Source organism: Stenotrophomonas pavanii, assembly GCF_900101175.1.
GTDB classification, from domain to species: Bacteria; Pseudomonadota; Gammaproteobacteria; order Xanthomonadales; family Xanthomonadaceae; genus Stenotrophomonas; species Stenotrophomonas pavanii.
Map to the genome: position 1 here is coordinate 1 of NZ_FNFQ01000016.1, position 20,005 is coordinate 20,005.

Below are 20,005 nucleotides of genomic sequence, written 5' to 3' on the forward strand. Positions count from 1 at the left end.
CCAAGGTGCCAGATCGGCAAGAGATAAGATCCACGCCATGCGTGGATGAAAGCCCGGCGACGTCAGCCGCCGCCGCCCGCCTTCCAGTAATACCGCACCACGTGGAAGAACACCGGCGCGGCGAAGCACACCGAATCCAGCCGGTCGAGCATGCCGCCATGGCCCTCGATCATGTGCCCCCAGTCCTTGATGCCGCGATCGCGCTTGATCGCCGACATCACCAGGCCGCCCCAGAACCCCATCAGGTTGATCAGCAGCGACAGGCCGAACGCCTGCAGCGGGGTGAACGGGGTGATCCACCACAACGCCGCGCCCAGCGCGCTGGCGCTCAGCACGCCGCCTACGAATCCTTCCACCGTCTTCGACGGCGACAGCTTCGGTGCGATCAGGTGCCGGCCCAGCAGCTTGCCCCAGATGTACTGCAGCACGTCCGAAGACTGCACCACGATCACCAGGAAGGCGAACAGCAGCACGTTGCGCGACGGGTCATGGCCGGGCACGTGCAGGTTCAGCAGCAGCGGCACATGCGAGATGCAGAACACGCAGATCATCAGCCCCCACTGCACCTTCGCCGTGCGCTCCAGATAGTGCGTGGTATCGCCGCCGATGGTCGACAGGATCGGCAGGAACAGGAACGCATAGACCGGAATCAGCAGCGTGTACATGCCATACCAGTCGATCCACACCAGGTAGTACTGCCACGGCAGCACGATGTAGAACGCGGCCAGCAGCGCGTAGTAGTCACCCGAGCGCGTCGGCGCCAGGGTGATGAATTCGCGCAGCGCGAACAGCGAAATGACCGCGAACAGTACGATCACCCCGGCACGACCGAAGAACAGCGCCAACCCGACCACGAGCGCCATCACCCACCAGGCACGGATGCGCGAGACCAGGTTGGCGATCACTGCACTGGGCCGCCCACGCTGGCGCCAGCGCAGGGTTTCGGCGACCAGCGTGGCCAGCACCAGCACCGCACCTACGCCGGCAAACAGCAGGCCGGTCTGCTGGCCGACACTCTGCGTTGCCAGATCGCCAGATACATCCAGCACGAAACTCATGCACGACCTCCATTCGGCGCCAGGTCCAGCAGCGCCTGCCTGCTGCGGGCCAGGAATGCGGCCTTGTCCTCGTCGGCCTGCAGCCGCAGCGGCGTGCCGAAGGTGGCCGTGCACAGCAGCGGCAGCGGCAGGAACCGGCCCTTGGGCATCACCCGCTTCAGGTTGTCGATCCACACCGGCACGAACTCCAGCTCCGGCCGTTGCCGCGCCAGGTGGTAGATGCCGCTCTTGAACGGCAGCAGTGGTTCATCGCCCACGTTGCGGGTGCCCTCCGGAAACAGGATCAGCGAGCAGTCTTCGTCCACCGCGTCACGCAGCGCCTGGAGTGGATCCTGCTGGCGATGGCCGGCCTCGCGCTCGACCAGCACGCCGTGGAACACCGCATCGATCAGGTAGCGGCGCAGGCCGTCGCGCTGCCAGTACTCGGCAGCAGCCACCGGGCGCACCTGGCGCCGCAACGCCGGTGGCATCGACGACCAGATCAGCACGAAATCACCATGGCTGGCGTGGTTGCCGTAGTACACGCGGCGCTCGCTGGACGGCGCACAGCCGATCCACAGGGCGCGTGCCCCGGTCACTACATGGATCGCGCCACTGCAGGCGCGTGCAATCAGTTCGGCGAACATCGGCCCCTCCGGTTCACGTCTGCGGCCACAACACGGCAATTAGCAGCAGTGCAAACTGCACGGCCGTCAGCAGGCACTGCCGCAACAGCAGGCGGCGCATGCCGGCCCAGCGCAGGTCCCACCCGCGCAGCGGCGCGTCGGGCGGTGCGCGGCGCAGGCCACTGTCGTGCAGCAGCTGGTCGGTACGGCGCGCAGCGGCTTCGCCGTCCAGGCCCTCATCGCGCAGCAGTTGCAGCAGGCCGGCGTCCAGCCCGACCCGCCATGCGTGGTAGGCCTGTGCGATGCCCGCGGCAATGCTGAGCAGCAACAGGCCGGCGGCGATCATCGCCAGCCCGGGTTCGACGCCCAGCAGCAGCAACGCTGCCAGCAGCAGCCCCAGCGACAGCGATGCCGGCCAGCGTCCCTGGCGCAGCAACAGCTGCATGGTCGCCAGATCGGGCACCGGGCTCATGCGCCGGCCCCCGCCGCAGCAGCAATGGCGCGCAGATGTGCCGGGCCCAGCACGATGCCGGGGCGTGCAGCGCGCACGATCGCCACCGCCGCTTCGGCGTCGGCGGCACGCCCACTGCGCAGCAGCCAGGCGGCAACACCGGCGGCACTGCGTGAGTAACCCAATGCGCAGCACACCAGCAGCGGCCCCTGTACCCGCAGTCGCTCAATGGCCTCGGCCGCCTCGCGCAACTGGTGCGGCGTGGGTACCACCAGGTCCAGCATCGGCACGCTGGCATACGCCGCGCCCGGCGCGCGGCAGGACAGCTCGGCACAGGCATCGACCACGCCCACCAGCGGTGCTGGCAACGCCGCGCAGGGAATGCGCCCCAGCCACACGCCATCCGTCACCGGCACCGGCTGCGGCGCACGCCGCGTCCACAACCGCGAATTGATCCAGGCCGCGCCCAGGTACGGCGCCAGCAGCCAGCGTGCCGCCATGCTCAGGCGGCCATCGGCGCGCTTCTGGAACACCGCCGTACCGAGCCCGGCATAGGCCAGCGCCACCAGCAGCAGCGACACCACCGGCCACAGCAGCCACAACGCCATGCCGCGCAGCAGGACCACAGGCACCAGCAGCACGGCGGCGCCCAGCAGGTACAGCACCGCCCATCGCCAACGTCTGCCATCCCGCACGGTGCGCCAGGCCCGCAACGGTGGCGTGCCCTGCTCCGGCCACAGCCACACGCACAGCCAGCCGGCCAGCAGGCCGGTCGGGATATCGATGAAATGATGCTGGAACGTGGTCAGCACCGAAACGCCGATCAGCAGCGCCCACACGTGCAGCACCCAGCGCCACACGCCGTGCAGGTACTGCGCGAACTTCACCCACAGCACGATCAACAGCACGATGTGCAGCGACGGTGCCTGGTTGAACGGCTTGTCGAAGCCCAGCAGCACATCGAACAGCCAGCCGAACACACCGCCGATCTCCGGTCGTTCGAAGCTGAAGCGCAGCGGCCACAGCAGGAAGCAGCTCACGGCGATCAGCTGCGCACTGAACAGCCGCAGCGCGTGCCGGTCCAGCTCCAGGCGTTGCCGGCACAGGAAGAACGAGATCACGTAGAACAGGTCGATCGACCAGTACGGCACGATCGTCCACGGTACGAACGGAATGTGGGTTTCCCAGGCGAACGCCATGACCGGCAGGGTGGCGTGGCGGCCGGCCATCCAGTTGGCGAAGCCATAGCTGGCGAAGAAGAACGGACCCAGCAACGCCAGCCACAACAGGGCGCGCCGCCAAGGGCGCCCTTCTGCGGCCAGTGGGGATGCGGCGAGCGTCGCCATCACGCGGTCCGGCGCGCCAGCGACACGGTGAAGATGCCGAAGTCGTCGATACGCTGCGCCACCTTCTCGAACCCGGCCAGGCGCACCAGCTCATCCATCTCCTGCTGGGTACGGCGGCGCATCACCCACGCTGCGCCACCGCGGTGGCTGGTCAACGCACGGGCGATGAATTCCAGCTGCGGGTGCCAGGGCTGGCCGGTATAGGCCAGGTAGCCGCCCACCGGAACGGTCGCGGCGATGCCCATCAGCGAGCGCAGCACAGCGTCGTTGTCAGGGAACAGTTCGTACAGGCCCGAGACCACCGCCAGCGTCGGCGCCGGATCGACCCTCGCCAGCTGTGCCGGATCGAACGCATCGCCCTGCTCGAAGCGCGCGATATCGGCCGCGCCCAGGCGCTCGATCAACGCCTGGCCCTGGGCCACGTTCAGATCGCTGAAGTCGCGCAGCACGATGCGGTCGGCGCGCTGCTCGCCCTGGCCCAGCGCTTCGAGCACATAGCGTCCATGGCCGGCGGCGACGTCCAGCACGCGCACCGGCGTGCCTTGCCCGCGCAGGCGCTGTGCAGCGTCGCGCAGCAGTTCCTGCAGGTGCTGGCCACGCACGCGAATGCCCCGCCAGCCGATCGCATCCAGGTAGTTGCGGTCGATCATCCGCCCCAACGGGCCCTTGCCGCGTGCTTCGTCGCGGTAGATGTAATCCAGCGTGCTACCCGAATCGAAACCGGTCTGCAGGCCCAGCGCGATGCCTTCGGACAACCGGCCACCGAAGCGCAGGCCACCGCGCACCACGCGCCAGCGCAGGTCGGCCAGGCTGTTGCGCTCCGGCGGCCAGGCCAGGATCTCGGACTCTTCGAAGGTCGGCCCGTGGCAGTGCGCATCGCGCCGTGACAGCTCGCGCAACGGTTCGGCGAAACGCGCCTGGATGAAGCTGCGGATGCGCGCCAGTGCCGGTGCGCGATCGCGTTCACCCAGCGTGTCGTGGAAGAAGCCCGGCAGGTGCACGCGCTCCTTGATCGGGCTGGACAGGCGCTCGTAGAAGCGGTCCTGCGGGCCGCGATGCACCACGAAGTCGGAACCGGACACCAGCAGCTGCACCGGCACGCTGATGGCCTGCGCATCGGCGACGATGCGGTCAGCCGCTTCGTACAGGCCCAGCAGCACGCGCACTGAGATCGGCCGGGTGATCAGCGGGTCGGTGCGATAGCTTTCCACCCGCGCCGGATCATGGGTCAGCCACTGCGGCTTGACGTAGCTGTTGACGAAGAAGTTGCCGCGCAGCTTCTGCATCAAGGCCAGGCCCGGGCGCGCGAACGGTACGTACAGCTTCACCTTGAACGCCGGCGAGGCCATCACCAGCGCGCGCAGGCGTGGGGCGTAGTCGTGCACCCAGGTCGCGGCGACCACCGCGCCCACGCTCTGCGCGATCACCACGATGTCTTCCACCGCGATACCGTGCTCGGCGCCGATGTGCGCGATGAAGCTGTCCAGGTCGCGCACCAGCGCCGGGAAGCCCGGTGCATCGCCACGCGCGCCCGGCGAGCGGCCATTGCCGCGTGCATCCCAGGCGAAGAAGGCGGTGTCGGGCAGGTCCAGCTCATCGACCAGGTGGGTGACCCGGCCGGAGTGCTCATGGCCGCGGTGCAGCAGCACGATGGCCCGGGTGGCCGGCGTTGCGGTGGAGCCCGCCCAGTACCGGTAGAACAGCGGTACCTGGTCGAAGCTGTGGAATTCCCGTTCCTGCGCCTGACGCATGCAATCTCCTGATTGTCTTTTTGTATCTGCTTGATTAATTCGGCGAAACCGCCGCTTCCCGCAGTCCGCGACGGACGCGGTTGATCATCGTCAGCACGCACAGCACCGCCAGGGCCGCAGCCACGCCGGTGACCGTCGTCGCGCCAACCCACTCGAACGCCAGCAGCAGGCCCAGCACACCGATCACGAAGGCGCGGTCGCTCTTGCCCATCGGGCCGTCATAGCGACGGCTGGCACCGACCATCAGCCCCAGCACACCGGCGTACTCGCTCAGCGCCGCCGCCCAGGCCAGCAGCCACAGCGCCTCGGTGCGCACGCCCGGCACGCTGAGCAGGCTCAGGTACAGCGCCGCGTCGGCAATCACATCGCACAGCTCGTTCAGATAGGCGCCCAGCCGCGACTGCTGGCCGAACTCGCGGGCCAGCATGCCGTCCACGGCGTTGAGCGCCATGCGCAGCAGCATCCACAGCGGCAGCAGCAGGTACAGCAGGGGCTGGGCCGGCGCGCAGCACCATACGGCGGCGGCCACCAGCAGCGAGACCACGGCGGCGGCCACGGTCACCGCGTTGGCGGTGATCCCCATGCGGTACAGGCCGCGTACGGCCGGACGCAACAGGTCCTGAAAACGTCCTTTCAATGCATAGATCGACACGATCCGAACCCGCTGATCCTTGGCAGTTCCGGCACAGCCTACCCGATTGGGGCAGCGCGCCCCATCGAATTGCTTGCGGACCGCCCCCCGGCCAGGCGGTGCTGAAGCGGCCAGAGGGCCATCGGTGCGGGTCGATTTTCCTTATCAGCGCCCGCCACCGGCCCCCACCGCCTACAATATCGGCCCCGCTCCGCTGCCGATTCTGTCCCATGACTGCTGATCTGTTGCCCGTCCGCCGGGCCCTCCTCTCCGTTTCCGACAAGACCGGTCTGGTCGAGCTGGCCACTGCGCTGGCGGCACGCGGCGTGGAGCTGCTGTCCACCGGCGGCACCGCCAAGGCGATCCGCGATGCGGGCCTGGCCGTGAAGGACGTGGCCGAGGTCACCGGTTTCCCGGAAATGATGGACGGCCGGGTCAAGACCCTGCACCCGATGGTGCACGGCGGCCTGCTGGGCCGTTCGGGCCTGGATGACGCGGTGATGGCCGAACACGGCATCGGTGCCATCGACCTGCTGGTGCTGAACCTGTACCCGTTCGAATCGGTCACCGCCAAGGCCGACTGCACCCTGGCCGACGCGGTCGAGAACATCGACATCGGCGGCCCGGCGATGCTGCGCTCGGCGGCCAAGAACTTCGCCCGCGTGGCAGTGGCCACCGACCCGTCGCAGTACGCCGAGCTGCTGGCCTCGCTGGAGGCCAACAACGGCCAGCTGACGGCTGCCACCCGCTTCGCATTCTCGGTGGCCGCGTTCAACCGCGTCGCCCAGTACGACGCCGCGATCAGCAACTACCTGTCGGCAGTCACCGCCACCGACGCGGCCGTGCCGGCCCGTGCCGAGTACCCGGCGCAGATGAACTCCACCTTCGTGAAGGTGATGGACCTGCGCTACGGCGAGAACCCGCACCAGAGCGGCGCCTTCTACCGCGACCTGTACCCGGTGCCGGGTACGCTGGCCACCTTCCAGCAGCTGCAGGGCAAGGAGCTGAGCTACAACAACCTGGCCGATGCCGATGCGGCGTGGGAATGCGTGCGCCAGTTCGATGCGCCGGCCTGCGTCATCGTCAAGCACGCCAACCCGTGCGGCGTGGCCGTCGGTGCCGGCAACGGCGATGCCTACGAGCTGGCCTACGCCACCGACCCGACCAGCGCCTTCGGCGGCATCATCGCCTTCAACAAGCCGCTGGACGCGGCCACCGCCAAGGTGATCCTCGACCGCCAGTTCGTCGAAGTGCTGATCGCACCGGACTACGAGCCGGCCGCGCTGGAATACGCGCAGAAGAAGGCCAACGTGCGCGTGCTGCGCATCCCGCACGGCGACGGCCTGAACAACTTCGACAGCAAGCGCGTCGGCTCGGGCCTGCTGCTGCAGTCGTCGGACAACCGTGGCATGACCCGCGACGAACTGAAGGTGGTCAGCAAGCTGGCGCCGACCGACAGGCAGTTCACCGACCTGCTGTTCGCCTGGAAGGTGGCCAAGTTCGTCAAGTCCAACGCGATCGTCTATGCCAAGGACAACCGCACCATCGGTGTCGGCGCCGGCCAGATGAGCCGCGTGTACTCGGCCCGCATCGCCGGCATCAAGGCCGCCGATGCGAACCTGGTGGTCGAGGGCTCGGTGATGGCTTCCGATGCGTTCTTCCCGTTCCGCGACGGCATCGATGCCGCCGCTGCCGCCGGCATCAAGGCGGTCATCCAGCCGGGCGGTTCGATGCGCGATGCCGAAGTGATCGCCGCCGCCGACGAACATGGCCTGGCCATGGTGTTCACCGGCGTGCGCCACTTCCGCCACTGATCCGCATCACGAAGCCGGGCTCTGCCCGGCTTTTCTCTTCCGTACCCGAGAACCCTGTCCCATGAAGATCCTCGTCATCGGCTCTGGCGGCCGCGAACACGCCCTGGCATGGAAGCTGGCCCAGTCCTCCCGTGTCACTGAAGTGATCGTGGCGCCCGGCAATGCCGGCACCGCCAGCGAAGGCAAGTGCCGCAACGTGGCGGTCAAGGTCACCGATATCGACGGCCTGCTGGCGCTGGCCCTGGCTGAAGGCGTGGCACTGACCGTGGTCGGCCCTGAAGTACCGCTGGTGGCCGGCGTGGTCGACCGCTTCCGCGCCGCCGGCCTGCGCATCTTCGGGCCGACCGCCGCCGCCGCGCAGCTGGAAGGCAGCAAGGCCTACGCCAAGGACTTCCTGGCGCGCCACAACATCCCCACCGCGTTCTACGCCGTGCACACCGACGTGGACGCCGCGCTGACGTATGTACGCGAGAAGGGTGCACCGATCGTGGTCAAGGCCGATGGCCTGGCCGCTGGCAAGGGCGTGATCGTCGCGATGAGCCTGACCGAAGCCGAAGATGCAGTGCGTGACATGCTCTCCGGCAACGCGTTCGGCGATGCCGGCGCACGCGTGGTCATCGAGGAATTCCTCGACGGCGAGGAAGCCAGCTTCATTTCGATGGTGGACGGCGTGCATGCGCTGCCGATGGCCACCTCGCAGGACCACAAGCGGGTCGGCGACGGCGACACCGGCCCGAATACCGGCGGCATGGGCGCCTACTCGCCAGCCCCGGTGGTGACGCCGGAGGTGCATGCACGCGTGATGCGCGAGGTGGTGAATCCCACCGTGCAGGGCATGATCGCCGACGGGATTCCCTTCACCGGCTTCCTCTATGCCGGCCTGATGATCGACGCCAGCGGCGCACCGAAGGTGATCGAATTCAACGTGCGCTTCGGCGACCCGGAAACCCAGCCGGTGATGCTGCGCCTGCAGTCGGACCTGGTCGAACTGGTGGAAGCCGCCATCGATGGCCGGCTGGACCAGGTCGAAGCGCAGTGGGATGCGCGCCCGTCGCTGGGCGTGGTGCTGGCGGCCAGGCCGTACCCCGAAGCGCCGATCACCGGTGAGGTGATTTCCGGCCTGGACGAGGTGCCGGCCAGTGCCAAGGTGTTCCATGCCGGTACGGCATTGGATGCGCAGGGCCAGGTGGTCAGTGCCGGCGGCCGCGTGCTGTGCGTGGCCGCACTGGGCGACAGCGTGCGCGACGCGCAGGCCAATGCCTATGCCGGCGTGGCCAAGGTGACCTGGGCCAACGAGTTCCACCGCAACGACATTGGCTGGCGCGCGATCGCACGCGAAGAGTGACGACCGCGCCGCAGCCACGCAGGGCGTGGCTCTACTGACATTGGTAGATCCACGCCATGCATGGATGAGAACGCCACCGAAAAGAAAAGGCCCGGCAATGCCGGGCCTTTTCATTGCTTCAACGCCATCCCGCCTTACGCGGTGAACAGCGCCTTCATCTTCTTCAGCGCGTTCGCTTCAACCTGACGGATGCGCTCGGCCGACACGCCGTACTCGTCGGCCAGTTCCTGCAGCGTCACCTTGCTGTCGGCGTCCAGCCAGCGGCGGCGGATGATGTCACGCGAACGCGCATCCAGTTCCGCCAGGCCTTCGCGCAGCAGCTGCATCTGGTTGTCTTCGCTGTCCTCGCGCTCGTAGGCCATCGACGGGTCTTCGTCATCGGCGACCAGGAACGCAGCCGGCGACGGCGGTGCGTGTTCGTTGTCCTCGTCGGTCGGCGCATCGAAACCGATATCGCGGCCGGACAGGCGCGACTCCATTTCCATGACCTCGCGCTCGGAAACGTTCAGGTCCTTGGCCACCGCGCTCACTTCCGCTGCGTTCATCCAGCCCAGGCGCGTCTTCGACTTGCGCAGGTTGAAGAACAGCTTGCGCTGCGCCTTGGTGGTGGCGACCTTCACGATGCGCCAGTTCTTCAGGATGAACTCGTGCATCTCGGCACGGATCCAGTGCACCGCGAAGGAAACCAGGCGCACGCCCATGTCCGGGTCGAAGCGCTTGACCGCCTTCATCAGGCCGATGTTGCCTTCCTGGATCAGGTCGCCCAGGGCGAGGCCGTAGCCGTTGTAGCCGCGGGCCACGTGCACCACGAAGCGCAGGTGCGAATGCACCAGCTCGCGGGCGGCGTCCAGATCGTTGCCATCGCGGAAGCGACGGGCCAGGTCCTGTTCGTCATCGACCGACAGCACCGGGATCTGGTGCACGGCACCGATGTAGGCGTCCAGCGAACCGAGCGCACTGGGAATCGGGAGATTGTTTGCCACAAGGGCAGTAGAGGTGTTCTGGCTCATAGGCACCCATCTTAGCAGTCCAGGATCTGGACTGCTAAAGGAGGAAAAAGTTCCAGCATCCTATTGATGCAACACTGGTCCCAAACAGAGCCCTACCGTAGCGCGATTTGATGACAGTGGCGAGCACGCTTTTCGGGATTCACAATCCCTTGGAATTCAAGCAATTACCTGCCATGAAGCGGCCGATTCCAGTCAAGCGGAGCTGAACGGGCCGTTCTGAAGGCCCATTCAGGCCCGGGGACGTTGCCCGGTGTTCAGGCCCAGCGGCCCGCCGACGCTCAGAGTGCCGAGCGCGGCGGCAGCGACCAGTCGATCGGGGCCTGGCCGTGGCGCTGCAGGTACTCGTTGGCCATCGAGAAATGATGGCAGCCGAGGAAGCCCCGATGGGCCGACAGCGGCGACGGATGCGGCGACTTCAGCACGCGATGGCGGCGGGTGTCGATCACCTTGCCCTTCTGCTGCGCATAGGCACCCCAGAGCATGAACACCAGTCCTTCGCGCTCGCGGTTGAGCACATCCACCACGTGATCGGTGAAGCCTTCCCAGCCGCGGCCCTGGTGCGCGCCGGCCTTGCCCTCTTCCACCGTCAGCACGGCATTGAGCAGCAGCACGCCGCGCTGCGCCCACGGGATCAGGCAGCCGTGGTCCGGGCGCGGGATACCGAGATCGGTCTCGATCTCCTTGTAGATGTTCAGCAGCGACGGCGGCACCGGCACGCCGGGCAGTACCGAGAAACTCAGGCCATGGGCCTGGCCGCGCCCGTGGTACGGGTCCTGGCCGAGGATCACCACCTTCACCTGCTCGAACGGCGTGGCGTCGAACGCTGCGAAGATCTGCGGCCCGGGCGGGAACACCGCCGCACCGCTGGCCTTGCGCTGGCGCAGGAAGGCCGACAGCTCGCGCATCTGCGGCTGCAACAGGTACTCGCCGACGTGCTGCTTCCAGCTCGGTTCCAGCTGGATCGTCGGGGTGTCGGTTACTTCATCGATCATCGCAACACGGGTCCATCATTCAATCGGGCCAGGCGCAGCTGGAACAGCACCTTGGTGACCAGCAGCCGCTCTTCGATCGGCTTCAGCACCAGGTCGTTGGCACCGGACTGCAGCAGCCCGGTCTGGTTGTGGGGGTTGCCGTCGCCGGTCATCACCAGCACGGGCAGGCGGCGCTTGCCGTAGCCGAAGTCCACCCGCACGCGCTGCACCACGTCGCGGCCGCTCAGCTCGCCCTTCAGGGTGACGTCGGTCAGCACCAGGTCGATGCGGTGGCGGCTGCGGCCCAGCGACTCGGCAGTGAGCAGGGTGAATGCCTCCTCGGCGCTGACCACGTGCAGCACGTTCAACTGCTGGCGTTCCAGCATGCGCTTGGTCGCCTCGGCCACCACGCGGCTATCCTCGATGTAGAGGATGGTCGCGCCGGGTATGGTCTGCGGCTGTACATAGCCCCGGATGAAGGTCGCCAGCGCTTCATGGCCGAGCGCTTTGTCGAAGTAGTCGGTGACGTATTCGGTGAAACGGCGCTGCTCCAGGTGCTGCTGGGCGTCGCCGGAGACCACGATCACCGGCACGTAGGCCTGGCCGGCCGCTTCGCGCACCATCCGCGCCAGCGCCAGGCCGTCGCCATCACGCAGGGTCAGCGAGGTCGTCACCAGGTCCACCGGGCCCTGCGCCAGCGCCTGCTGCGCGTCTTCGATGCTGTCGCAGCCGATCACCTCCACGCCCGGCAGGTCGCGCTGCAGGACGTCGGCGATCAGCTTGCGGACCAGCTTCGAACCATCGACCACCATCACCCGCGTCGCGGGCCCTTCAAGGTGCTTCAGCGCTTGCGGTTGCATGCCGGTCTCAGGTGTCGGTCGGGCGGGTCTGGCGGAGGAAGTGGCCGGTGACCAGCCAGGCGCCCAGCCAGCCCAGCAGCAGCGTGCCGAGCAGGACCAGGCCACCGTGCAGCAGGTCCAGGCCGTGCAGCACGAACGGGCTGCCATAGCTGCGCGAGAGTTCGGCCAGCGGCACGCGCAGCGCGGCACCGGCCGCCCCGATCAGGCCCAGCGCCACCGCGCCGGCGCCCAGCCCGTACCACGCGCCCAGGTACAGGAAGGGACGACGGATGAAGCCATCGCTGGCGCCCAGCAGCTGCAGCACGCCGATCTCCTCGCGACGGGCCTGGATGTCCAGGCGCACCGTGTTGCCGACCACCAGCGCGGCACCCACGCCGAGCAGCACCGACAGCACCTGCACCAGCCGCGCGCCGAACGCCAGCCAGGCATCCAGGCGCTGGCGCCACAGCGCGTCGTGCTGCACCAGGTCGGCCTCGGGCAGGCTTTCCAGCGCGCGCGCCAGGCGTGCGTCGTCCTTGCCCTGGCCCGGGGTGATCACCAGCAGCGAGGGCAGCGGATTGTCATTGAGTGCGTCGATCGCCTCACCGAGGCCGGCATCGCGCAGTTCCTGCAGGCCCTGCTCGGGCGTGCGCACGTTCACTTCGGCCACGTCGTCGCGGTCGCGCAGCTGGCCGGCCAGGCGCAGCGCGCCGGGTCCATCGACGTCGCCCTTCAGGAATACATTGATGTCGCGCGACTGCTGCACGCTGCCGGCGAACTGCTTGAGGTTGTCCAGCGCGATCGACAGGCCCAGCGGCAGGGCCAGCGCCAGCGCCATGACCATCACCGTGAGCAGGGTCGCCCACGGCTTGCGGCAGGCGCGGCCCAGGCTGAACACCACGCTGTGCACGTGGTGCTGGAACCAGACGCCCACGCGCGAGGGGGCGGCGGCTTCGCTGTTTTCGTTCTTCGCCATGGTTACTCCGCCAGGTCCTGCGGCGAGATGTCATCCACCAGCCGGCCGTGGTCGAGGATCAGCACGCGCTTGCGCATGCGGCGCAGCAGCGGCAGGTCGTGGCTGACCACCAGCACGCTGGTGCCCCGCGAGGGCAGCTCGGCGAACAGGGCCATGATCTCCGCCGCCAGGGTCGGGTCGAGGTTGCCGGTCGGCTCATCGGCCACCAGCAGCTTGGGCTCGCCGACGATCGCGCGGGCGATGCCGACGCGCTGCTGTTCGCCGGCCGACAGCTGGGACGGCAACGCCTTCTCGCGATGGCCCAGGCCCATCCGTTCGAGTACCGAGCGCACGCGCTTGCTGATGTCACCACGGCGGGTGCCGCGCAGGATCAGCGGCAGCGCGACGTTCTCGGCGATCGAGCGGTCCATCAGCAGCCGGTGGTCCTGGTAGACCGCCCCGACCGCGCGTCGGTGGCGGGGCACGTCGCCACCGCGGACCTTCAGCAGGTTGCGCTCGTCGAACACCACCGCGCCGCGGCTCGGCCGCTCGTCGAGATGGATCAACTTGAGCAGGGTGCTCTTGCCCGCACCGGAATGGCCGGTGACGAACAGCATCTCGCCTGGCGCAACCTCGAAGCTGACATCGGTCAGCGCCTCATGGCCACCGGCGTACTGTTTGCTGACATTGTCGAAGCGCAGGACACTCATGCCCCGATTATGCAGGAGCGGCGCGACGTCGTGGAGACGGTCGCGCGATCGGTAGTGCCGGCCGCTGGCCGGCAACCCACATGGCTGCCGGCCAGCGGCCGGCACTACCGTTCAAAGCCACCCGACCAGCGGTCGGGTGCTACCCGCTGATCGGCAGCGCCGATCAGTTGCCCGACAGCATCCGGCGGATCTTGCGGCCGATGCGGGTCAGGAACGAGTCACCGGTGTCGGCGGCCGTGCGCACCGGCTTGGCCACCACCTGCACCGGGGTTACCGGGCTGGCGCCGTTGCCGGCGTTGGCCTGTACACCCTCGGCACCCTCGACCGGACGGCCGTGGCGACGGCGACGGCGCTTGCGCGGCTTGTGTTCGCCATCCACGGCGCCTTCCGGTGCGCCTTCGGCGCGCGGCGGGCGCGGCGGACGCGGGGCCGGGGCGGCGGCGCCTTCAGCACCGGCGACCGGGGCGGCAGCGCCCTGCTCGCCTTCCACGCGCGGTTTGCGCGGGCCGCGCGAACGGCGTTCGCCGCTGCGCTCACCGTCGCGACCACCGCGACCCCCGCCACTGCCGGAACGACCGCCGTTGCGGCCACCGCCACGACGCTCTTCCTCGGCGGCGCGGGCTTCGCGCGCTTCGCGGAAGATCTGGCCGACGCTTTCGTTGTCGTCGCCTTCCTCGCCCGCCGCCGGGGCCGGACGTTCCGGGCGCGGCAGCGGCGTCATCAGTTCCTTGGTGACCGGTTCGGACGGAATCTTCTGCTCGATGTAGGCCTCGATGTCCGGCAGGCCCATGGCGTAGCGTTCGCAGGCGAAGCTGATCGCATCACCCTCTTCGCCCAGGCGCGCGGTGCGGCCGATGCGGTGCACGTAGTCTTCGGCGTCGAACGGCAGGTCGTAGTTGTAGACGTACTTGATGCCGTCGATGTGCAGGCCACGGGCCGCCACGTCGGTAGCCACCAGGATTTCCAGCTGGCCCTTCTGGAAGCGGTTGAGCAGGCTCTCACGCTTCTTCTGCGGCACGTCGCCGGACAGCACGCCGACGCGGTAGCCGGCCTTTTCCAGCGAACGGGCGACGCGCTCGACGAACACCTTGGTATTGACGAACACCATGGTGCGCGCGCCTTCGCTGCGCGACAGCAGGCCCAGCAGCAGCGGGATCTTCTCGTCGTCGGCCGGGAAGTAGATGCGCTGGCGGACGCGGGCAGCGGTGATGGTCTCGGCTTCGACCACCAGCTTCTGCGGCTCGTTCATGTGCTCGTAGGCCAGCTCCAGCACCCGATGGCTGAGGGTGGCGCTGAACAGCAGGGTCTGGCGGATGGTGCGTTCCGGCATGCGGCGCAGCAGGAAGCGGATGTCCTTGATGAAGCCCAGGTCGAACATGCGGTCGGCTTCGTCCAGCACGCAGATCTCGCAGGCGTGCAGCGACACCACCTTGTGCTGCTTGACGTAGTCGATCAGGCGGCCCGGGGTGGCGATGATCACGTCCACGCCCTGCTGCAGCAGCTCGCGCTGCTTGTCGTAATCCACGCCGCCGTAGACCAGCGCGAAACGCAGGCCCAGGTCGGAACCGAACTTCACCGCATCCTTGTGGATCTGGATGGCCAGTTCGCGGGTCGGGGCGAGGATCAGCGCGCGCGGGTCTTCCGGCTTGCGATCGGCCAGCGCCGGGCGGGTCAGCAGGCGGTTCACGACAGCTACCAGGAAGGCCAGGGTCTTGCCGGTGCCGGTCTGCGCCTGGCCGGCGACATCACCACCGGGCAGCGCGACCGGCAATGTCAGCGCCTGGATCGGGGTGCAGCGGGTGAATCCGGCTCCTTCAAGGCCGGCCTGCAGGGCCGGATGCAGCTCGAAGGAGGAGAAGGTCAAATCGGTCAGCGGTTTGTCGCTCATGAGTCCGTCTTGGTATGGCCGCCGGCCCGTGGGGCGGCTGGCACTTCATCGTCTAGGGGCACCGTCGCAAACTGCGGCCCCTGCGGCGGGTTGGCAGGCTGGGACCACCGGTCCGCGCGCCGCACAATGCCCCAGTTTAACGCACTCGGGCGGGCAAACCGGAATGGACGGTCTCACGACACCAGGAGACGCACTGCCTTCACCCAGCCACACCGGACTTGAACGGCCCGGCCCGGGCCGCTGGTGTCGTTCACTGCCAGCCCCATCTACAGGAGGACAGTGAAATCCGACACATACCGGGCATCGAAGCGATCACGATACGCTGGGTTCCAGCTGGCGCCTGTCCCTGCCCTGCGATAGGGGTACACTGCCGGCCGTGAGCGTCCAGGCATCCCGCCGAACGCACCGCGGCGGTCCGCCGCGAGGCAACGACGAGGGTCGCGCCACCGGGCATGGCCCAGTTCACCCACCTCCGGCATCGCCGGGTGCAATCCAAGACGAGAAACCAAGATGAGCGACAAGGTTGTACACGTCGGCGATGCCGACTTTGATAGCGCAGTGCTGAATTCCAAGGAACCGGTGCTGGTCGATTTCTGGGCCGAATGGTGTGGCCCGTGCAAGATGATCGCCCCGGCGCTGGACGAACTGGCCGATGCCTACCAGGGCCGCGCCAAGATCGCCAAGGTCAATGTCGACCACAACCGCGCGCTGGCCGCCAAGTACCACGTGCGTTCTATTCCGTACCTGGTCGTGTTCAAGGACGGCGAGAAGGTCGGCGAGCAGATCGGTGCGGTGGGCAAGGCCCAGCTGGCCGGCCTGCTGGACAAGGCCCTGGCCTGATCCTGCCGGTTCCCGGCAGCCGCCGAGCGCGGCTGCCGGCGGGCGCCCCGCGCCCATGATGAATGCTGTTCCCGGCGACCCTTGCATGGCGCCGCGGGCCGATGATAGTGTCGGCATATCCGGCCGCGTTCGCGTGCCGCACCCTCTGGACGCAGTTCCTTCCAGACCCATTCCCAACGTTCGCCGCCCCAGCCGGGCGCTCGCACCTTCAAGCGAGGAATAACGCTCTTGTCCGATAACACTTCTGAAACCGGCAGCGCCGATGCGCCCGCCGAAAAGCGCGTGCGCAAGCCCCGCGTGAGCAAGGCCGCCGCCCCGGCAGCCGCCGAAACCAGCGCCGCTCCGGCGCAGCCGACCCTGCCGCTGGCCGCCGCGCCCGAAGCGCCGGCGCCGGCTGCAGCCCCCGCGCCGAGCGCGCCCGCCGCCGAGGCCCCTGCCAGCAGTGGCGGTAGCGAAGGCAGCGAGGGTCGCGAATCCGGCCAGCCGCGCCAGCAGAACCACCAGGGGGGCGGCCAGAACCAGGGCCAGAACCCGTACAACCAGAACGGCCAGCAGGGTCAGCAGGGCCAGGGGCAGGGCAACCGCCGCGACCGCTTCCGCAACCGCCGCGACCGTGACCGCAACAACCGCTTCCGCGACGATGGCCTGCCCAACGATGGCGGCGAGCAGCAGCCGTTCGTGCCGCGCCCGCATGCCAACGTGCCCGAGGGCTTCCCGGTCTACTCGCTGAGCGACCTCAAGCGCATGCCGGCGCAGAAGCTGCTGGAAATCGCCGAGCAGCTGCAGATCTCCGAAGGCGTGGCCCGTGCCCGCAAGCAGGACGTGATCTTCGCGCTGCTGAAGGTGCTGACCCGCCACGGCGACGGCGTCGCCGCCGACGGCGTGCTGGAAATCCTGCCGGACGGCTTCGGCTTCCTGCGCGCGGCCGAGGCCAGCTACCTGGCCGGCCCGGACGACACCTATATCTCGCCCAGCCAGATCCGCCGCTTCAACCTGCGCACCGGCGACCACATCTCCGGCCGCATCCGCTTCCCGAAGGACGGCGAGCGCTACTTCGCGCTGAACATCGTCGACACCATCAACGGCGAGCCGATCGAAGCGTCGAAGAACAAGGTGCTGTTCGAGAACCTGACCGCGCTGTTCCCGCGCCGCCGCTTCACCCTGGAGCGTGGAAACGGTTCGTCGGAAGACATCACCGGCCGCATCCTCGACCTGATGGCACCGCAGGGCAAGGGCCAGCGCTCGCTGATCGTGTCGCAGCCGAAGGCCGGCAAGACCATGATGATGCAGCAGGTCGCCACCGCCATCACCACCAACCATCCGGACGTGCACCTGATCGTGCTGCTGATCGACGAGCGCCCGGAAGAAGTGACCGAAATGCAGCGCACCGTGCGCGGCGAGGTCATCAGCTCGACCTTCGACGAGCCGGCCGCGCGCCACGTGCAAGTGGCCGAAATGGTCATCGAGCGTGCCAAGCGCCTGGTCGAGCACAAGAAGGACGTGGTGATCCTGCTCGACTCGATCACCCGCCTGGCCCGCGCCTACAACAACGTGGTGCCGAGCTCGGGCAAGGTGCTGACCGGTGGCGTGGACGCCAACGCCCTGCATCGCCCGAAGCGCTTCTTCGGTGCCGCGCGCAACGTGGAGGAAGGCGGCAGCCTGACCATCATCGCCACCGCGCTGGTCGATACCGGCTCGAAGATGGACGAGGTGATCTATGAAGAGTTCAAGGGCACCGGCAACAGCGAAGTGCACCTGAGCCGCCGCATCGCTGAAAAGCGCGTGTTCCCGGCCATCGACATCAACCGTTCCGGCACCCGCCGCGAAGACCTGCTGATCGAACCGGAACTGCTGCAGAAGATCTGGATCCTGCGCAAGCTGCTGCATCCGATGGATGAAATGGCCGCGATGGAGTTCCTGCTGGACAAGATGAAGAACACCAAGTCCAACGACGAGTTCTTCGGTTCGATGAAGCGCTGAGTCCCGGCACTGCGTCGGAAGAAACCTGCCGCTCGCTGCGGCAGGTTTTTTTTTGCCTGCAGGGCGACCCACTTCACTTTGCCGGCGCCGACTTTTGGCGATAATTCGACCACTACCCTGCCCGGCCCTGCGGGCATGGCCACCGATTCCCGCTGTCGCCCCTTCCGGAGAACCGGTCGGGTCCAGCCTCCTGCCGGATCCGCCGACGCATGCGCACGCTGTCCCCCCGCCTCAACCTGGGCAAGCTGATCCTCGCCCTGGCCCTGCTCAGCGCCATCATCGCGCTGGCCAACACCCTGCTGGCCAGCTACCGGGTGCAGCGCGACCAGCTGGTCGGCAATACCCTGGAAGCCAACCGTGTCTATGCCACCAAGCTGGCTGAGACCACCCAGAACTTCCTGTTGGCCGCGCAGCAGGAGCTGGCCTACGCCGCCACCCGGCTGGGCCAGGGCGATCTGGACCCGGAACAGGCGCAGGATGAAGCCAGCCGACTGCAGCTGCAGACCAACAGCTTCAACTCCTCGCTGGTCGTGGATGCGGATGGGCTGGTGATCGCCACCTCGCCGCAGACCCTGCAGCTGCAGGGCGAGGTGCTGCACAGTGTCGGCAACAACGCCGCGCTGGCGGCGCGCCAGCCGATGATCAGCGACCCGTACCAGTCGACCACCGGCAAGCTGCTGGTGTCACTGTCGCACCCGATCTTCGACCGCCAGGGTCGCTACCGCGGCTACGTCAGCGGCACCCTGTACCTGCGCCAGCGCAGCGCGCTGCATACGCTGCTGGGCAAGCACCATTACCGCGATGGCTCCTACCTGTACGTGGTCGATCGCCATGGCCGCCTGCTGTACCACGCCGACGGCAAGCGGGTCGGCGACTACGTGGTCGGCAACCCGGCGGTGAAGGCGGTGGTGCGCGGTGAACGCGGCGCCCAGCAGGTGCGCAACAACCTGGGCGTGTCGATGCTGGCCGGCTATGCACCGGTGCCGGCCACCGGCTGGGGCATCATCGCCCAGCGCCCGACCGAGGCCACGCTGCAGCCGTTGTCGCGGTTGATGACCGCGGTGATCTGGAACGCGATTCCGCTCGGCCTGCTGTCGCTGCTGGTGACCTGGTGGTTCGCGCGCCGCATTTCGATGCCGCTGTGGCAGCTGGCGCGCAACGTGCAGGGCGGCGAGGACACCGGCAATGCGATCAACCATGTCAGCGGCATCCGTGCGTGGTACTTCGAGGTCGCCCAGCTCAAGCAGGCGGTGCTGCACAGTTTCAATGCGCTGCAGGACCGCATCGGCACGCTCAACCGCGCCAGCCGCACCGATCCGCTGACCGGCCTGCTCAATCGCCGCGGCCTGCAGCAGGCACTGGAGGCATTGCAGGTGCAGGGCATTCCGTTCGCGATCCTGGCGCTGGACATCGATCGCTTCAAATCGATCAACGACAGCCATGGCCACGACGTCGGCGACGCGGCCATCGTCCATATTGCCGACCAGATGCGCCGCTACTCGCGCGACAGCGACTTCCTCTGCCGCGCCGGTGGCGAGGAATTCCTGCTGCTGTTGCCGGGCATCAGTACCGACTCGGCCCGCCAGGCCGGCGAGCGCCTGCGCCAGCACATCGCCGATCATCCGTTCGAACCGGTCGGGACCATCACCGTGTCACTGGGCGTGGCCCACTTCCCCAGCTTCCATGTCGATGCCGAACAAGCGCTGCGGCTGGCTGACAAGGCGCTTTACATGGCCAAGGAACAGGGCCGCAACCGGGTAGTGGTCTACCCGTACGCAGACTGAGAAGCGGCCGGCCTGGCCGACCGCTTC

17 protein-coding genes are annotated in these 20,005 nt (G+C 67.9%); 5 read left to right on the forward strand and 12 right to left on the reverse strand.

What is annotated here, in order from left to right:
* Positions 1-62: 62 nt before the first annotated feature.
* Genes BLS66_RS19850 through BLS66_RS19875 form a run of 6 tightly spaced genes read right to left on the reverse strand, consistent with a single transcriptional unit; the run spans position 63 to position 5,863 of the window.
* Positions 63-1,058, reverse strand: a complete 996-nt coding sequence (locus tag BLS66_RS19850; protein ID WP_053461548.1) for a phosphatidate cytidylyltransferase — start codon at positions 1,056-1,058, stop codon at positions 63-65.
* Complete coding sequence (locus BLS66_RS19855) at positions 1,055-1,684, reverse strand: lysophospholipid acyltransferase family protein (protein ID WP_064239374.1); 630 nt, start codon at positions 1,682-1,684, stop codon at positions 1,055-1,057. Before BLS66_RS19855 ends, BLS66_RS19850 begins: the two co-directional genes overlap by 4 nt.
* Before the next feature lie 13 nt (positions 1,685-1,697).
* On the reverse strand, positions 1,698-2,135 hold the full coding sequence (locus tag BLS66_RS19860; protein WP_074726618.1) for a hypothetical protein: 438 nt from the start codon (positions 2,133-2,135) through the stop codon (positions 1,698-1,700).
* Positions 2,132-3,436, reverse strand: a complete 1,305-nt coding sequence (locus tag BLS66_RS19865) for a phosphatase PAP2/dual specificity phosphatase family protein (protein ID WP_208596534.1) — start codon at positions 3,434-3,436, stop codon at positions 2,132-2,134. The genes BLS66_RS19860 and BLS66_RS19865 overlap by 4 nt, the downstream gene beginning before the upstream one ends.
* Before the next feature lie 23 nt (positions 3,437-3,459).
* Positions 3,460-5,211 (reverse strand): bifunctional alpha/beta hydrolase/class I SAM-dependent methyltransferase, encoded by a 1,752-nt coding sequence (locus tag BLS66_RS19870; protein WP_074726620.1) that lies wholly within the window; start codon positions 5,209-5,211, stop codon positions 3,460-3,462.
* Positions 5,212-5,245: 34 nt separating this feature from the next.
* Complete coding sequence (locus tag BLS66_RS19875) at positions 5,246-5,863, reverse strand: CDP-alcohol phosphatidyltransferase family protein (protein ID WP_057495067.1); 618 nt, start codon at positions 5,861-5,863, stop codon at positions 5,246-5,248.
* Positions 5,864-6,072: 209 nt separating this feature from the next.
* Between BLS66_RS19875 and purH the strand changes: the two genes are divergently transcribed.
* Positions 6,073-7,656: a bifunctional phosphoribosylaminoimidazolecarboxamide formyltransferase/IMP cyclohydrolase gene (gene purH / locus BLS66_RS19880; RefSeq protein WP_057495068.1), complete on the forward strand. Its 1,584-nt coding sequence runs from the start codon at positions 6,073-6,075 to the stop codon at positions 7,654-7,656.
* Between the two features lie 61 nt (positions 7,657-7,717).
* A complete protein-coding gene (purD, locus tag BLS66_RS19885; protein WP_074726621.1) occupies positions 7,718-9,001 on the forward strand; it encodes a phosphoribosylamine--glycine ligase in 1,284 nt (427 codons plus the stop codon).
* 134 nt (positions 9,002-9,135) lie between these two features.
* Here the strand turns inward: purD and rpoH are convergent, their stop codons facing one another.
* The 6 genes from rpoH to rhlB all read right to left on the reverse strand — a co-directional run bounded on the left by rpoH (position 9,136) and on the right by rhlB (position 15,374).
* Complete coding sequence (rpoH, locus tag BLS66_RS19890) at positions 9,136-10,011, reverse strand: RNA polymerase sigma factor RpoH (protein ID WP_005411269.1); 876 nt, start codon at positions 10,009-10,011, stop codon at positions 9,136-9,138.
* Between the two features lie 278 nt (positions 10,012-10,289).
* A complete protein-coding gene (gene ung, locus BLS66_RS19895) occupies positions 10,290-11,003 on the reverse strand; it encodes a uracil-DNA glycosylase (RefSeq protein WP_074726622.1) in 714 nt (237 codons plus the stop codon).
* Complete coding sequence (locus BLS66_RS19900) at positions 11,000-11,842, reverse strand: response regulator (protein WP_074726623.1); 843 nt, start codon at positions 11,840-11,842, stop codon at positions 11,000-11,002. The genes ung and BLS66_RS19900 overlap by 4 nt, the downstream gene beginning before the upstream one ends.
* 7 nt (positions 11,843-11,849) lie before the next feature.
* Complete coding sequence (ftsX, locus tag BLS66_RS19905; protein WP_053461558.1) at positions 11,850-12,797, reverse strand: permease-like cell division protein FtsX; 948 nt, start codon at positions 12,795-12,797, stop codon at positions 11,850-11,852.
* Between the two features lie 2 nt (positions 12,798-12,799).
* On the reverse strand, positions 12,800-13,486 hold the full coding sequence (ftsE, locus tag BLS66_RS19910) for a cell division ATP-binding protein FtsE (protein WP_049424090.1): 687 nt from the start codon (positions 13,484-13,486) through the stop codon (positions 12,800-12,802).
* Positions 13,487-13,649: 163 nt separating this feature from the next.
* Positions 13,650-15,374, reverse strand: a complete 1,725-nt coding sequence (rhlB, locus tag BLS66_RS19915; RefSeq protein WP_074726624.1) for an ATP-dependent RNA helicase RhlB — start codon at positions 15,372-15,374, stop codon at positions 13,650-13,652.
* A 510-nt stretch (positions 15,375-15,884) separates the two neighbouring features.
* On the opposite strand from rhlB, the gene trxA reads away from it, so the two are divergent.
* The 3 genes from trxA to BLS66_RS19930 all read left to right on the forward strand — a co-directional run bounded on the left by trxA (position 15,885) and on the right by BLS66_RS19930 (position 19,978).
* A complete protein-coding gene (gene trxA, locus BLS66_RS19920; protein ID WP_005411275.1) occupies positions 15,885-16,214 on the forward strand; it encodes a thioredoxin in 330 nt (109 codons plus the stop codon).
* Positions 16,215-16,442: 228 nt separating this feature from the next.
* The gene (gene rho, locus BLS66_RS19925; protein ID WP_049467605.1) at positions 16,443-18,194 is read left to right on the forward strand and encodes a transcription termination factor Rho; all 1,752 of its coding nucleotides are present in this window, start codon (positions 16,443-16,445) and stop codon (positions 18,192-18,194) included.
* 209 nt (positions 18,195-18,403) lie between these two features.
* Complete coding sequence (locus BLS66_RS19930; protein WP_074726625.1) at positions 18,404-19,978, forward strand: sensor domain-containing diguanylate cyclase; 1,575 nt, start codon at positions 18,404-18,406, stop codon at positions 19,976-19,978.
* Positions 19,979-20,005 lie beyond the last annotated feature (27 nt).

Coding starts and splice junctions, on each gene's coding strand:
- BLS66_RS19850 (WP_053461548.1), bottom strand. CDS start 1,058: ATGAGTTTCGTGCTGGATGTATCTGGCGATCTGGCAACGCAGAGTGTC.
- BLS66_RS19855 (WP_064239374.1), bottom strand. CDS start 1,684: ATGTTCGCCGAACTGATTGCACGCGCCTGCAGTGGCGCGATCCATGTA.
- BLS66_RS19860 (WP_074726618.1), bottom strand. CDS start 2,135: ATGAGCCCGGTGCCCGATCTGGCGACCATGCAGCTGTTGCTGCGCCAG.
- BLS66_RS19870 (WP_074726620.1), bottom strand. CDS start 5,211: ATGCGTCAGGCGCAGGAACGGGAATTCCACAGCTTCGACCAGGTACCG.
- purH (WP_057495068.1), top strand. CDS start 6,073: ATGACTGCTGATCTGTTGCCCGTCCGCCGGGCCCTCCTCTCCGTTTCC.
- purD (WP_074726621.1), top strand. CDS start 7,718: ATGAAGATCCTCGTCATCGGCTCTGGCGGCCGCGAACACGCCCTGGCA.
- rpoH (WP_005411269.1), bottom strand. CDS start 10,011: ATGAGCCAGAACACCTCTACTGCCCTTGTGGCAAACAATCTCCCGATT.
- ung (WP_074726622.1), bottom strand. CDS start 11,003: ATGATCGATGAAGTAACCGACACCCCGACGATCCAGCTGGAACCGAGC.
- BLS66_RS19900 (WP_074726623.1), bottom strand. CDS start 11,842: ATGCAACCGCAAGCGCTGAAGCACCTTGAAGGGCCCGCGACGCGGGTG.
- ftsX (WP_053461558.1), bottom strand. CDS start 12,797: ATGGCGAAGAACGAAAACAGCGAAGCCGCCGCCCCCTCGCGCGTGGGC.
- ftsE (WP_049424090.1), bottom strand. CDS start 13,486: ATGAGTGTCCTGCGCTTCGACAATGTCAGCAAACAGTACGCCGGTGGC.
- rhlB (WP_074726624.1), bottom strand. CDS start 15,374: ATGAGCGACAAACCGCTGACCGATTTGACCTTCTCCTCCTTCGAGCTG.
- trxA (WP_005411275.1), top strand. CDS start 15,885: ATGAGCGACAAGGTTGTACACGTCGGCGATGCCGACTTTGATAGCGCA.
- BLS66_RS19930 (WP_074726625.1), top strand. CDS start 18,404: ATGCGCACGCTGTCCCCCCGCCTCAACCTGGGCAAGCTGATCCTCGCC.